This is a genomic window from Candidatus Macondimonas diazotrophica (assembly GCF_004684205.1).
Taxonomy (GTDB): Bacteria; Pseudomonadota; Gammaproteobacteria; order UBA5335; family UBA5335; genus Macondimonas; species Macondimonas diazotrophica.
In genome coordinates, this window is record NZ_SRIO01000006.1 from 44,588 (window position 1) to 58,885 (window position 14,298).

The window sequence follows — 14,298 nt, forward strand, 5'->3', positions numbered from 1 at the left end:
TCAGCTCTCTCCCCGCCGCACCCGTTCCAATAACCCCGTCGTGGAATATCCCCCGACAAACGGCAGCACCCTGACTTCTCCACCTGCGGCACGCACCCCATCGGCGCCGGCGATCTGATCGACAGTGTAGTCACCGCCCTTGACGAGGACGTCCGGCTTCACGACACCAATCAATCGTTCCGGCGTGTCTTCACTGAACGCCACCACCCAGTCAACGCAATCCAGTGCAGCCAGCAAAGCCATCCGGTCCTGGAGCGGATTCACCGGACGTTGCGCACCCTTCAGACGGCGCACCGAGTCGTCGTCGTTCACGGCAACGACCAGTCGATTTCCCAATGCCCGAGCCTGGCGAAGGTAGCGAATATGGCCCGGATGCAACATATCGAAACAGCCATTGGTCATCACCACACGCTCCCCTTGCGCGCGGGCGCGGGCAACCGCATCCAGCAATGCCGTTTCATCCATGACCCCATGGGCATCCCCAATGGCTTCGCTGACGGCCCGGCGCAGCTGCGACGCATTGATGGCCACCGTTCCCAGGCGGCCAACCACCGAACTGGCGGCGATGTTGGCCAACTCTGCTGCGGCCGACCAGGGCATCCCTCGTGCACATCCGGCGGCGAGAACGGCGATCACCGTATCGCCCGCGCCAGTGACATCGAACACCTCGCGGGCCTGGGCGGGCAGATGCTCATGTCCGGTGGCACCATCGAAAAGACTGATCCCCTGCTCCCCCCGCGTGACCACCAAGCGCTCGAGTTCAAGCGCGCGACACCAGGCATCACCGGCCTGCACAAAATCAGAAAGATGCGGACATGGCCCGGCAACGGCCAGAAATTCGGCAAGATTCGGCGTCAGCGCACTTGCCCCACGATAGCGCGTGAAGTCCGTTCCCTTGGGATCGACCAATACCGGGATTCCCGTCGCCCGAGCGGCCTTGATCAGGGTTTGAACCGGCGTCAACGTCCCCTTGCCATAATCGGACAAAACCACCACATCGATATCGGCGAGCAATGCCTCGAAACGCGCAATAAGCCCGTGGCCAATGGGATCGGCAAACCCTTGTTCGAAATCGAGCCGCAGCAGTTGCTGATGGCGACTCATGACCCGGAGCTTGGTGATGGTCGGCAACCCCGGCACCGGCAACAGATGGGCTTCAACATGGGCCGCAGCAAGCAGCCGACCCAGAATGTCCCCCGCCTCATCATCCCCGCACATCCCCAAAAGACGGGTGCGAACCCCGAGGGCGGCCAGATTCATGGCGACATTGCCGGCGCCGCCGACCCGATCTTCGCATTCAGCCACACTGACGACGGGCACCGGCGCTTCCGGAGAAATGCGCACCGTTTCGCCCCGCCAATAGCGATCCAGCATCACATCGCCGACGACGAGCGCTTTTATTCCTTCGAAATCAAAATCTTGCAAATGCATTCACGATCCACTCAAAAACTTGACGGGATCATAACACAAGCCTGTGACAGCCTTGCTAGACTGCCTTTTTGCCGAAGGAACGATGCATGCGCCTGCCCCCCAGCCATCTCCGCCATCCCCGTCACTGGCCGCTTTGGTTCCTCATAGCTGGATTATGGGTCGTGGCCCAGCTGCCATATCGGGCCCAGATGGCAATTGGAAGGGGGTTGGGTCTCTTGGCGTTCTACAGCATCAAAAGCCGCCGCCACGTAGCGGATCGCAATCTGGAATTATGCTTTCCCGATCTGAGTGCCGCCGACCGCGCCGCGTTGCTCCGCGCACATTTTGCTTCCCTGGGTATGGGGATCATCGAGGTTCCGATGTCCTGGTGGGCACCGGCCAGGCGGCTGAACGGTCGGCTCAAGCTGGAGGGGCTGGAGCATCTGCACGCAGTTCAGCAGCAGGGACAGGGCGCCATTCTCCTGAGCGGCCATTTCACGTCCATCGACATTTGCGGTCGACTGTTTGCACCCCATGCCGATGTCGACATCCTGTTTCGGCCGCAGGACAACCCGGTCATCGAACACTACCTGGGTGGACACCGGAAACGCCGCTTTCGACACGCGATCGAACGACACGATATTCGCGGCATGGTTCGTGCGCTTCGCCAAGGCCGCGCCATCTGGTATGCCCCGGATCAGAATTACCGCGGGAACAACAGTGCGCTCGTCCCTTTTTTCGGCCATCTCGCACCGACCCACACGGGCACCGCGCGCCTGGCGCGCCTGAGTGGCGCAGCTGTTTTGCCCTTTTATATGGAACGCTGCCTGGAAACAGGGACGTATCTCATCCGGATCGAACCCCCGCTCAAGGATTTTCCCAGCCAAGATCCCGTCGCCGACACTGACCGGCAAAACCGGATCCTCGAAGCACAGATCCGACATTGTCCAGCGCAGTATCTGTGGGTGCATGAACGCTTCAAGAAACGGCCCGCCCCCCTGCCGGACGTCTACGCCCGAGAACTCCCGCCTGCGTAGCCATCCAAAAGACGCTTCCAGTCGGCGGAACCGAACATCAGGTCGGGATAACGCCCCAAGGCTTTGATCAGTGAATGCCGCAATCGCCGGAGATTGGCGCGCTGCCAATGTAGCCGGGGTTTTCGCCGCCATCCCTTGTCAAAATCGAGCAGGAACACCCGCATATCCCCATCTACCAGAATATTGTCGAGATTGAGGTCGGCATGATAGATCCCGGCACGGTGGAACTGGTTGATCTGCGCCCCGACCCGCTGCCAGAGCCCCTCTGGTATGTTCTGGCCTTGAAGCACCAGGGATAGCGGTGACGCATCGAGTCGCTCCGTGATCATGTCCGCGCGATACCACCAGCGATCGACCCGTTGCACCTGCGCGGCAATGGGCCGCGGCACGGGCAACCCACCCCGATACAGGTCATACAGCAGATGCCATTCCCGCCAGGGCCGACTCTGAATGAGTCCGGTCCAGAGATACCGATCCTCTGTCAACCGGCCCATCCAGCCGCCCCGGCGGAAATGGCGCAGGATCCAGTCCTGCCCGGCCAGCCCGATCCGTTGAACCTGCCCGCGGCCACCCGGCACGGGCAGCACCTCGGCATGATTTTTCCAGTAATCCGGATCGAAGTAGTGGCGGCTGGGCTGCGAGAGCCGCATGGCGTCATAGACCACGGCCCCATCGTCTAGGCGGAGATAGGCTGCCTTGATGTCGGGCCCACTCGCGGCTTGGGGATCCAAGCTGCTCGCCCATGATTCTTCAATCTGCAGAACGCTCACGCCCAACTCCTGCACGCGGCCCTGTGGTGATCCCTCAAGGCAATACTTCGATGGTGATGCGCTCGGACATCGCCGGCGGCTGATGGGGCACATGATTGGCATCACCCATGAGCAGCTGCAGGGTGTGCCGGCCCGGTGGGAGTTCCAACGTGGTCTCGGTCTGGCCATTTCCGAAATGGCGATGATGGGCATCGGACGGAATCGGCTGCCCTTTGACCGGCGGCTGATCCCAATCGACAAGCAGATGATGATGGCCCGTTCCATCTTTCACGGTCCCGGCCGGGGCAACACCCATGCCTTTGAGACCGAAACGCACGACCACCGGACCGCGAATACGGTCGCCATCCTGAGGCGTGATGAAATAAGCCACTGCGCCGGGTGGTGCGGGACTAACCGGCAATTCGGCCCATGCCGTCCCGGCAACCATCACGATGAAAAAAAGCAGAGAACCCCGAAGGTGACCACGTCGGATCATGATGTAGCTCCAGATCATGCAACCCGAATGGCTGCCCCTGTAAGACCGCGTAGCCTTGATCATATTCACTCGATATCGAATTGTCACCTAAATGTCATGCAACAAACATCCTCCTGTCATCTTGAGTCGGGACTTGCCCCGATGGCGGAATGATCTCCATCAAGCCGCAGCGGCTCCTCAACTCGGGAACGATTTTCAGACTCGACCCAGCGCCTTACAATCGGGGTTCAATTCTGCTCCACCCAGGAGGCTCTCCATGCCCCGGTTTCGCTGGATCCTGATGCTCTCGGTTTCGATGATGGCGCTCACGACCCCGGCCCACGCCGAGATCGTCACCCGCGAGCTCCCCTATACCGCCAACGGACAGAACATGGTGGGCTATTTCGCCTATGACGACCGGCTCGCCACCCCGCGCCCCGGTGTGCTTGTCTTCCATGAATGGTGGGGGCTCAACGACTTCGCCAAACACCAGGCCGACGCTTTGGCGGCCAAGGGTTATGTGGTGCTGGCCGCTGACATGTACGGCGAAGGCGTGGCCACGCATGATCCGGACAAGGCCGGATCACTGGCCGGTGCAATCAAGCGCAAGGATCTGTTCCGCAGTCGAGCAGAAGCTGCACTGGAAGCGCTGATGAAACAAGACGGGGTCGACCCGAACCGAATTGCGGCGGTTGGCTACTGTTTCGGCGGCACCACGGTGCTTGAAATGGCTTACAGCGGGGTGCCCGTGCGTGGCGTGGTTTCCGTACACGGTGGACTGACGGCTCCGCGGCCGGACGACACCCATATCCGATCGGCCGTGCTTGTGTTGCATGGGGCGTCGGACCCCTTCGTCAAACCCGAGGAGATCCGGGCTTTTCAGTCAGGCATGGAACAAGCGGGTGCAGCTTGGGAGATGATCATTTACGGCGGGGCACAGCACGGGTTCAGCAACCCGGGGGCGGACGCGCATGGCATGGACGGCCTTCGCTATGATGCAGCAACCGCCGAACGGGCCTGGCAGGCCACCACCGACTTTCTGGCCCGAATACTGGGCGCACCGCGCGGCTGAGCGAAGAGCGACCAAGGCGGTGGTGCCCCGAACACGATTCGAACGTGTGACCTTCCCCTTAGGAGGGGGACGCTCTATCCTGCTGAGCTACCGGGGCGGAGTCGAACTGACTTCATAACGGCCACCAAGGCCGGCCGGGGGGGATTATACCCCCTCCCCAGAGCCCAGCGAAAATGGGCCTCCACAGCTGCCTCGGCATCCCGTCGATGCGGCCTGAGCACCTCCGGACGCTGAGCGCTTTCAGGCATCCTTGGTCATCGTCTCGGCCAGCGCCTCATCAACCGTTTCGATCCAGGCGAAATTCATCTTGCGCCGCACCGCTTCGGGAATCTCGCTGAAATCACGCCGGTTGCGGGCTGGGAGAAGCACTTTGGCGATTCCTGCGCGATGCGCAGCCAGCACCTTTTCCTTGATTCCCCCGACTGGCAACACCAGTCCCCGGAGTGTAATCTCACCGGTCATTGCCACATCGGAACGGACCGTGCGATCACGGAACAGCGACGCCAGAGCCGTAAACAAGGCGACACCAGCGCTGGGACCATCTTTCGGAATCGCGCCCGAGGGGACATGAACATGGATGTCCTGAGCTTCGAAGGCGACTGGATCGATCCCCAGCGCCTGTGATCGCGCCTTGAGCAGACTCAGGGCCGCCTGGGCACTTTCCTTCATCACGTCGCCCAGCTGTCCGGTCAGAATCAGCCGCCCGCTCCCCGGTGCCCGGCTCGCTTCCACGAACAGAATCTCCCCGCCGACCGGCGTCCAGGCCAAACCCGTGGCCACGCCCGGTACACAGGTACGGGAGGCCACCTCGGGCTCGAACCGCACCGGGCCCAGAATCGCCGGCAAATCAGATTCGTCGATGCGCAGAGTCTCTGCTTCTCCGATGGCGACCTGGAATGCTGCGTGGCGACACAGATTGCCGAGTTCGCGCTCCAGATTCCGGCACCCCGCTTCACGCGTATACCCGCCGATTACTGCGGCAATCGCTGCCTGGGTAATCTCACATTGCGCCTTGGTCAGGCCGGCGGCTCGCCGCTGCCGATCGAGCAGATAGCGCCGGGCGATCTCGAGCTTATCTTCTTGGGTATAGCCCGGCAGTTCGATGACCTCCATGCGATCGCGCAGCGGTGCCGGAATCTGATCGAGCACATTCGCAGTCGCAATGAACATTACCCTGGACAAATCGAAGGGCACGCCAAGGTAGTTGTCCCGGAAAGTGGCGTTCTGCTCCGGGTCGAGTACTTCCAGCAACGCGGCAGATGGGTCGCCCTGGATACCGCTGCCCATCTTGTCAATCTCATCGAGCATCACGACCGGATTGCGGGTTCCCGCCTTGCGCAGTGCCTGGATGATCACGCCAGGCAAGGCACCGATATAGGTACGCCGGTGACCACGGATCTCGGCTTCATCGTGTACGCCACCTAGACTGACCCGCTCGAACGGACGCCCCATGGCGCGGGCAATGCTCTGGCCCAGGGAGGTCTTTCCGACGCCCGGCGGTCCCACGAAACACAGAATGGGGCTCTTGCCTTGCGGATTAAGCTTGCGCACGGCCAGATACTCAAGGATCCGCCGCTTGACCTTGTCCAGGTCATAGTGATCGGTATCCAGAATCGTACTCGCTTCGGCCAGATCCAGATGCTCTTCACTGGCCCTGCTCCAGGGCAGCTCCACCATCCAGTCCAGGTAGGTTCGCAGCAGCGAATACTCCGCCGCACCTTCCCCCATGCGTTCGAGGCGCCGCAGATCCTTGGTTACGGTACCCAGCACCCCTTCCGGCATGCCCGCAGCCTCAATGGCCTCACGGAGGTCACGCAACTCATCTTCACGCTCTTGCCCCTCTCCCAGTTCATTCTGGATCGTCCGCATCTGTTCGCGCAGCAGCGCTTCTCGCTGACGGCTATCGATCTGCTCCTTGGTTCGCTCGCTGATGTCCCGAGTCAGTCGCATCACCTCCACACGATGGGTCAGATGCTCGAGAACCTCATCGACGCGTCGCTTCAGATCGGTCTGCTCAAGCAATGACTGCTTATGCTCCGGTTTCAGGTCCAGATAACCCGCAACCAGATCGGCCAGGGCGCCGGCCGACTCCATACCTTGAACGGCGTTGATCAACTCGTTCGGCGCTTGCGGCATGAGCGCCAGCGCTTCGGTCGCTTTCTGCTTGAGCAGGATCAGGCGCGCCTCGAGTTCCGGCGACCGGTCGGCTGGATCTTCGATCCGATCGACCCGCGCCAGCAGGAAAGGATGGCCCGGGATGAAATCCACCACGCGGAAACGTGCTTCACCTTGACACACCACGTGGTGACGTCCGTCAGGCGCAGTAACATAGCGCAGAATGTGGGACACGGTGCCCATGTGGAAAAGCTCGTCCGGACCGGGCTCATCTTTTTCGGAATCCTTCTGCAACAGCAGGCCGACCGGCCGACCGCTGCGCGCCGCTTCCTGGGCAGCGGCCAAGGATTGCGGACGACCAATCGTGACTGGGTGCACGATGCCGGGATAGAGCACCAGATTGCGCACCGGCAGAATGATCAGAACATCATCGGCCCACTCCGTCTGAGGCGAGTTCTGTTCCCCGGCGTCAACGAGCGAATCGGCTTGCGAGTTCATAGCATTTCCTCAAACCACCGGCGTGGCGGACATCAGGCGAATGGACAGGCATCCGTCTCGCAGTTCAATCGGTCGCAAGATCCAAGAGCCGGGCGGCAAACCGATGCAGCGTTCGAATCGGCCAAACGGTATTTCCAGACGATGGATTCGTCCCTGCCGGACACCGGCAGGCAGCGGTCGCTCGCCTCGAATGCACAGCTCACCGGCCTCGAGATGCACCTGCACCGCGTCGGACGGAACCCCAGGCAAGGCCACCTGAATGATCACTCCGCCAGACACCTCCACCACGTCGACCGGTGGCGCCCAGCAAGGCATCGGCGCCGAACCCACCGCCGGCTGAAAAAAGCGCCGCTGCAAACGCTCTGCATGCTCCAGCAGTCGCTGCGCCTCTTCCCACATCCAACCATTGAGTTCATCACGCCACATGCTTGGCCTCCCTTGTCTTCATCCACCATGGGGTCCGGCTGCGCCGATCTCAAGACCGAGGTTACCGTCGAATGCAGTCGACCATCCCTCATCACTTCCAACACGCGACCCTGGCCAGATTGTGGGGCCAGATCGCGGCCCTTCTGCACCGACTGGCGGTCGTCGCCGGCGAGGCACCAAGGATGATGCTCCAGCAACCGGCCCTGCCTCCAGAATTTGAGGGGATGCACCTGACCCTGCCGTCGCCTGGTCATTGTTTGAAACGGGAGGGGTCGTTGGTTTGACCCGCGTCAAACCACAGAGTGCCAGGCGAAGCAATCGCCCGCCGGCGGCCGGTCGCAAGCGCTTCGGCGCAAACTGGATCCATAGGCCGGCGGTGACCCATTTGTTGCGCAGACCGCTGCGGGGCACGGCCGACCCAATACAAGCGGAATGGTGGGACAATGCTGGGATTCGGGGAATGCCCGCTCAGCGCCGCGGACCGATACGCATATGAAGGGTCGCCTCGGCGACCACCTCGTTGTGCTCGTCAATGACTTCAATTTGAAGGGGAACGTCCTGGTTCTGGTGCCAATCGAGCGGATCCAAACTGCATCGCGCCCGCACCGCCGTACGTGCCTTGCGTCGATACCGGATATCGAGGCCAGACGGAATCCAGCGCGCGGAACGAGGAATCGTGAGTTGAACCGCCAACGAACCACACAGTTCCATCAGATTGGCGAGCGCAGCGGCGTGCAGCGTGCCCATGTGGTTGCTGACCGCACGCCGCTTGGCCATCCCCAGTTCGAGACATCCCGGAGCGGCATGAACGAGGCGCGGCCGGATGGTCGCCGAATAAGGCGCGGCCAAGGCCAATCCCCAGCGAAACAGCAGATTATGGCCCGGTACACGCATCAACAGTCTGATTGCGCGGAGCATCGGGGTCTCGTCCATGAAACCCTCATCCGTGGATAAAAAATACAGCCGCCCGGGGCGCAAGGCGCGACCGCGCCCATCCGGGTCTACTTTTCGACGAAAGCTCGCTCGATCACATAGTCGCCGGCATAGCCGATTTTGGGCGAGACCTCGAAACGCCACTCGTCCAGAACGGCGCAGATGGACTCGAGCATGGCCGGGCTGCCGCACAACATCGCCCGATCATCCGCCGTGTTCATCGGCGGCAAACCGATGTCGGCGAACAGCTTGCCGTTGCGCATCAGGTCGTTGATCCGTCCCTGATGCGCGAAGGGCTCGCGGGTCACCGTCGGATAATAGATCAGTTTCTCCCGCACCGCGTCACCGAAGAACTCGCTTTGCGGCAACTCCTGCGTGATGAATTCGCGATACGCCAGATCGCAGACCCGCCGAACCCCATGCACCAGCACCACCCGCTCGAAGCGGTCGTAGGTTTCCGGGTCCTTAATCACACTCAGAAATGGCGCCAGACCAGTTCCGGTGCTGAACAGGTAAAGGTGGCGCGCCGGCTTGAGATCATGCAGGACCAGGGTTCCGGTGGGCTTACGACTAACCAGTAGCGTATCGCCCTCCTTCAGATGCTGAAGCCGCGAGGTCAGCGGTCCGTCCTGAACCTTGATACTGAAAAACTCGAGATGTTCTTCGTAATTCGCGCTTGCGATGCTGTAGGCCCGCATCAACGGTCGACCGTTGACCTCAAGGCCGATCATGACAAACTGACCGTTCTCGAAGCGCAACCCGGAATCGCGGGTCGTAGTGAAGCTGAACAGCGACTCGTTCCAATGTCGCACGCTCAAGACTGTTTCGGTGCCGATTGCCGCCATGGAATGGTGATACTTCTTCTGAAATGGATTGAGGCGGTTAATTTTACACCCTCGACAAGGTATATCCACCTGCAACAATCGACATAATCGGCGCCAGACAGCAGCTCGATCCTTGCATTCGCCCGGGCTTGAGCTACTCAAATAGGAAGCAGAAGGCTTCAGAAACGCTTACGCGTACCCGATAACCCACAAGGAAATCATAATTACAGGTCAAAGGGGGAATTTTGACCATGGACGCCAGCCTTACTTTGCCCAGACCCCGAGACATCGCTTTCTCTCCGTCATCCACGACGACCAGCGCCCGCCCGGCGCATGCCCGGCCGATCATGCAGACGCGCATGCCCTGGCTGCCCGTCGCGCTCGCCATGTTGACATTCGTCACGGCGTTCGGCCTCTACCGCTGGTACCAGCAAACCTATGCCTTCACCACCGGACTGGACTATTTCGAACCTGAATTCCAGACCTATTGGATGAACCTGCTCTGGGCGCAGGGAACCCTCCTGGTGCTTCTGGGCGGTTCAGGCATGGCTTGGGCATGGTTCACCCGTGAACGGGACCTGAGCCGGCTTTCGCCCCAAGATGAACTCTGGCGCTACTACCTCGTCATCTGCATCCTGGCGATGGGCAGCGTGATGGTCCTGTTGACGCTGGGCGTGTTTGCCGAATCCGATGCAGCCTGGCACCAGATCACCATCCGCGACACGGACTTCACCCCGACCCACATCGGACTGCAGTATTTCGCCATTCCGGCATTCGGCGCATCTCTGCTGGTGGCATTCATCTGGATTCATACCCGCCTGCCGGCATTCCAGAATCGAGTTTCCATCCCCGCGACACTAATCGCCCTGGGCCCCATCCTGATGATGCCCAACATTGGCTTCAACGAATGGGGCCATGCCTTCTTCTATTCCGAGGAACTCTTCGCCGCGCCGATCCACTGGGGATTCCTGGTTCTGGGGTGGAGTGCTTTTGCCTTAGGCGGGTTTGTGCTGCAATGTCTGTCCCGCATTCAGGAGCTGACCCGTCTTGATGTCGCACCCTTTCCGCCGCTTGTCGAACATCACCCCCGAATGCAAACGCTTGCCGACTCAAATCAGAACGGTAAGAATAGCTAACCATTCGGCCCTGTGAAAGAGAAGGCGGGCGAGCCCCAGGGGAGCCAACTTCGCGACCCCGAAGAAATTCAACTCGAACAACGGTGATGGAAGGCGCCATGACACATTCCATCGATACGGATACGCATCGTTCTTCGCAGGCGGGAGACCCGTTCATCGAAAAGCACACACCAGATACAGCTGCCTTTTCGTCCGAAGATCCGCAGCAGTTGTTGGAAGCGGTAAACCAGGCCCGAACGGCATTGATCCGTGCGCGAACACGGGACGAGCTGTTCCAGGAGGTCTGTCACGCCCTCGCACAGCCGAGGTGTTTCAGCCTGGTGGGTATCGCACTGCGGTGCGACGGTACCGTGCTTGGACTGGCCGCTGGCAGGAAGTCCAGTAATTCTTTCGCCCCCGCAATCGGCCTGGAAACCGATGAACATCACCCCGCCGCCCTTGCCTTCCGGCGAGGACGTGTTGAGATTCTGCATCCGATCCCAGAGACCGACCCTCTCTGGCCGGTTTGGACACAATTCGGAAAAAGTGAGCGCCCAAGCCACGGAATCTACATCCCGATCCAGGAAAATCACCAGCCCGTTGGCGTGGTGGCGGTATTCGGCTCGCATCGGGTCATCCACGAACCACACCTTTCCATTTTGACCGATTTGGCAGAAGACCTCGCCTATGCACTGGAGTCCTTGGAAAAGGATGCGCTTCGCCAAGCCATGGATGCGCAGCTGCGTGCCAGCGAGGCTCACCTTGAAGAAGCTCAGCGGCTCAGCCATATGGGCTCGTGGACGCTGAATCTGGCACAGGATCGCATCGAGGGGTCGGCTGAAGCACGGCGGTTGTTTTTTATCCCGGACACCCAGCAGGACATCACGCAGGAGGACATCACTAACCGGATCGTGCCCGCCTACCGCGCCGCATACCTTGAAGTGCTTGAACGCAGCATTGCGACGGGCGAACCCTTTTCAATGGAGTACCCCCTCCAGTTGCCGGACGACGGAGTTCGCTGGATTCACGCGCAGAGCCAGGCCAAAAAGGACGCCGAGGGCAATCCGATTCGGCTTTATGGCACAGTGCAGGACATCACCGAACGGAAAACCATGGAAGATGCCCTGAAGGCCAGCAATGCCCGTTGGGAATTCGCGCTGGATGGCGCTGGCGAAGGCGTCTGGGACATGGACACCGAGAAAAACACGGTGTTCTATTCGCCGCGGTGGAAGCAGATGCTGGGTTACGAGCCCGATGAGGTCGCCAATGACCTCAGCGAGTGGGCCAAGCGGCTGCACCCGACGGAAAAGAATCGTGTCCTCCAGACACTGGTCGGATTCATTCGGAGTCGCGACCAGGAAAGCTACACCCTCGAATACCGCTTGCAGACCAAGAGCAACGCCTATCTGTGGATACTGGATCGCGGCAAAGTCATCAGCCGCAACGACGCCGGCATTGCGTTACGAATCATCGGGACCCATACCGATATCAGCGAGCGCAAGAAGGCCGAAGAGGCCATTCGAGCCAGCGAGGCACTGCGCCGCAGTATCCTGGACTCTGCCTCGGATGCGATCATCTCCACCGACGCATCCAATCGCATCATTCTCTTCAATCAGGCAGCGGAAACCCATTTTGGATATGGCGCGAGCGAGATTCTGGGACAGCCGATCACGCTGCTGATTCCGGAAAAATATCGCGCGAATTTTTTTCAGTACCGCGACGCAATGGCGGACGCCGTCATTCAGCCCGTCCAGAGAGCCAGCGCCCGGCGGCGTAACGGGGACGTCTTTCCCATCGAGCTTACGGTGAGCCGCGCGGCGGTTGGCACCGATATCCTTTACACCTTCATCCTGCGCGACATCTCCAGCCAGATTGCGGCCAATCGGGATCTTCGGCTCGCCGAGCAGGTGTTTCAGAACAGTGCGGAGGCCATCTGCATCGTCGATGAAGACCGGCGGATCGTCTCCGTCAACCCGGCATTCTGCGCACTGACCGGATGGTCCCATGACGCGATCATTGGCCAGGAAGCCGAGATTCTGACCCCGGAAAACGAAATCGGCAGGCCGCCTCAACAGATCTGGCAGCAGCTTCTGGAAAACGGCGTTCTGCAGAGCGAACTGGAACTTGTGCGACGCGATGGCAGCCGCTTCCCGATCTGGATCAATCTCAGCGCCTTGCGCAACACATCGGGCAAACTCACCCACACCATCGCGATGTTTTCAGATATCACCGAACGCCGGCGGGCCGCGGAGCAGCTCGATTACCAAGCCAGTCATGATGTTCTGACCGGCCTGCCCAACCGCTATGAACTGGATCGCACGCTTCCCGAGCTGCTCGTCCAGCATCGCAAGAGCAAACAGAAACTGGCAGTATTTTTCCTGGATCTCGATAGTTTCAAAACCATCAATGATTCACTGGGCCATGCAACCGGAGACGAGCTCCTGAGAGCCGTCACGGAACGGCTGACCGCGCTGCTCAACCCGCCCGCTATCATCGCCCGCCCTGGCGGAGACGAATTCATCGTGGTTACGCCGGAACTGCCCGACCGCCAGACTGCGTTGATGCACGCGGAACGGATCCGTCAGGCCATGACGCAGACATTCGAACTCGGCAACTTTCGATTGAACATTTCCCTGAGTCTTGGAATCAGCCTGTTTCCCGAAGATGGCAAGGATATCGAGGAGCTATTCAAGAACGCCGACACGGCCATGTACGCCGCCAAGGCTGCAGGTCGATCCGAAATACGCAGCTTCAGCGCCCAGATGGCGCATCGTGTCAAACATCGGCTGGGACTCGAAACCCAGCTGCGACGCGCATTGGACCGTGGCGAGTTTCTCTTGCACTACCAGCCTCAGATCGACACCGACGCCGGCACCCTGACCAGCTTGGAAGCATTGCTTCGCTGGAACCCCAAAGAGGGCAAGCCATTGGGACCTGCGCAGTTCATCCCCATTGCCGAAGAATCCGGTCTGATCATCCCCATCGGCCAATGGGTGCTCGAAGAACTCTGTCGCCAGCTGATCGAATGGCAGCGGATGGGCCACAGTGTCGTACCGATCGCATTCAACCTCTCGCCGCTGCAGTTCCGGCAGGCAGACCTGCGACCGTTCATCTTTTCCACTTTGGCACGCGCCGGCATTCCAGGCTCCCAGATCGAACTTGAGCTGACCGAGGGCATGCTGCTCGACGGTACGCCGGAGACCTACCAGACCCTGTCCGCCTTCAAGGAGATGGGCACCAAGCTCGCGATCGACGATTTCGGCACGGGGTATTCGGCGCTGGGGTATCTCAAGAAATTCCCGATCGACAAACTCAAGATCGATCGGAGCTTCATCCGCGACATCACCCAGCAACCGACTGACGCGGCAATCGCTTCCACCATTATCAGCCTTGCTCACAGCCTGAACATGCGGGTCGTCGCCGAAGGTGTCGAAACCCAGGAGCAGCATTACCTGCTCTCCAATTGGGGCTGCGATGGGGTGCAAGGCCATTATTTCTCACATCCCCTGCCCGCAGAAGAAATTCAGGCACGCTACCTTCAGTCACCGCAGCATCACCGAATCTAGATCGTCGGGAAAACGCAGCGCGAACCTTTCGCTCTGGCGATGCGGACCCGATCGATCGTCAACCGCCCGGTGCGTCCG

11 protein-coding genes and 1 tRNA gene are annotated in these 14,298 nt (G+C 60.4%); 4 read left to right on the forward strand and 8 right to left on the reverse strand.

Annotated features, from left to right (window positions below; genetic code table 11):
• Window positions 1-1,431, reverse strand: coding sequence for a bifunctional D-glycero-beta-D-manno-heptose-7-phosphate kinase/D-glycero-beta-D-manno-heptose 1-phosphate adenylyltransferase HldE (gene hldE / locus E4680_RS06055; protein ID WP_135281510.1), 1,431 nt, complete (start codon window positions 1,429-1,431; stop codon window positions 1-3).
• Between the two features lie 86 nt (window positions 1,432-1,517).
• Between hldE and lpxL the strand changes: the two genes are divergently transcribed.
• Entirely contained in the window at window positions 1,518-2,447 is a 930-nt protein-coding gene (lpxL, locus tag E4680_RS06060) for an LpxL/LpxP family Kdo(2)-lipid IV(A) lauroyl/palmitoleoyl acyltransferase (RefSeq protein ID WP_135281511.1), read from the forward strand.
• On the opposite strand, the gene E4680_RS06065 is transcribed toward lpxL, so the two are convergent.
• On the reverse strand, window positions 2,420-3,217 hold the full coding sequence (locus tag E4680_RS06065) for a 3-deoxy-D-manno-octulosonic acid kinase (protein WP_167792407.1): 798 nt from the start codon (window positions 3,215-3,217) through the stop codon (window positions 2,420-2,422). The two genes, lpxL and E4680_RS06065, sit on opposite strands and share 28 nt — an antisense overlap.
• A gap of 34 nt (window positions 3,218-3,251) precedes the next feature.
• Window positions 3,252-3,692, reverse strand: a complete 441-nt coding sequence (locus tag E4680_RS06070) for a DUF4399 domain-containing protein (RefSeq protein WP_240696136.1) — start codon at window positions 3,690-3,692, stop codon at window positions 3,252-3,254.
• A 256-nt stretch (window positions 3,693-3,948) separates the two neighbouring features.
• Between E4680_RS06070 and E4680_RS06075 the strand changes: the two genes are divergently transcribed.
• Window positions 3,949-4,743: a dienelactone hydrolase family protein gene (locus E4680_RS06075; RefSeq protein ID WP_167792408.1), complete on the forward strand. Its 795-nt coding sequence runs from the start codon at window positions 3,949-3,951 to the stop codon at window positions 4,741-4,743.
• A 20-nt stretch (window positions 4,744-4,763) separates the two neighbouring features.
• Here E4680_RS06075 and E4680_RS06080 read toward each other — a convergent pair.
• From E4680_RS06080 to E4680_RS06100, 5 genes are all read right to left on the reverse strand, one after another.
• Window positions 4,764-4,840, reverse strand: a tRNA-Arg gene (locus tag E4680_RS06080).
• A gap of 143 nt (window positions 4,841-4,983) precedes the next feature.
• Window positions 4,984-7,356 (reverse strand): endopeptidase La, encoded by a 2,373-nt coding sequence (gene lon / locus E4680_RS06085; protein ID WP_135281514.1) that lies wholly within the window; start codon window positions 7,354-7,356, stop codon window positions 4,984-4,986.
• 9 nt (window positions 7,357-7,365) lie between these two features.
• Window positions 7,366-7,782, reverse strand: a complete 417-nt coding sequence (locus tag E4680_RS06090; RefSeq protein WP_205688780.1) for an Hsp20/alpha crystallin family protein — start codon at window positions 7,780-7,782, stop codon at window positions 7,366-7,368.
• A 468-nt stretch (window positions 7,783-8,250) separates the two neighbouring features.
• A complete protein-coding gene (locus E4680_RS06095; protein ID WP_135281515.1) occupies window positions 8,251-8,715 on the reverse strand; it encodes a hotdog fold domain-containing protein in 465 nt (154 codons plus the stop codon).
• 68 nt (window positions 8,716-8,783) lie between these two features.
• A complete protein-coding gene (locus E4680_RS06100; RefSeq protein WP_135281516.1) occupies window positions 8,784-9,560 on the reverse strand; it encodes a ferredoxin--NADP reductase in 777 nt (258 codons plus the stop codon).
• A gap of 230 nt (window positions 9,561-9,790) precedes the next feature.
• On the opposite strand from E4680_RS06100, the gene E4680_RS06105 reads away from it, so the two are divergent.
• Window positions 9,791-10,675, forward strand: a complete 885-nt coding sequence (locus E4680_RS06105; protein ID WP_135281517.1) for a methane monooxygenase/ammonia monooxygenase subunit C — start codon at window positions 9,791-9,793, stop codon at window positions 10,673-10,675.
• Between the two features lie 98 nt (window positions 10,676-10,773).
• Window positions 10,774-14,220: an EAL domain-containing protein gene (locus tag E4680_RS06110; RefSeq protein WP_167792409.1), complete on the forward strand. Its 3,447-nt coding sequence runs from the start codon at window positions 10,774-10,776 to the stop codon at window positions 14,218-14,220.
• Window positions 14,221-14,298: the final 78 nt, after the last annotated feature.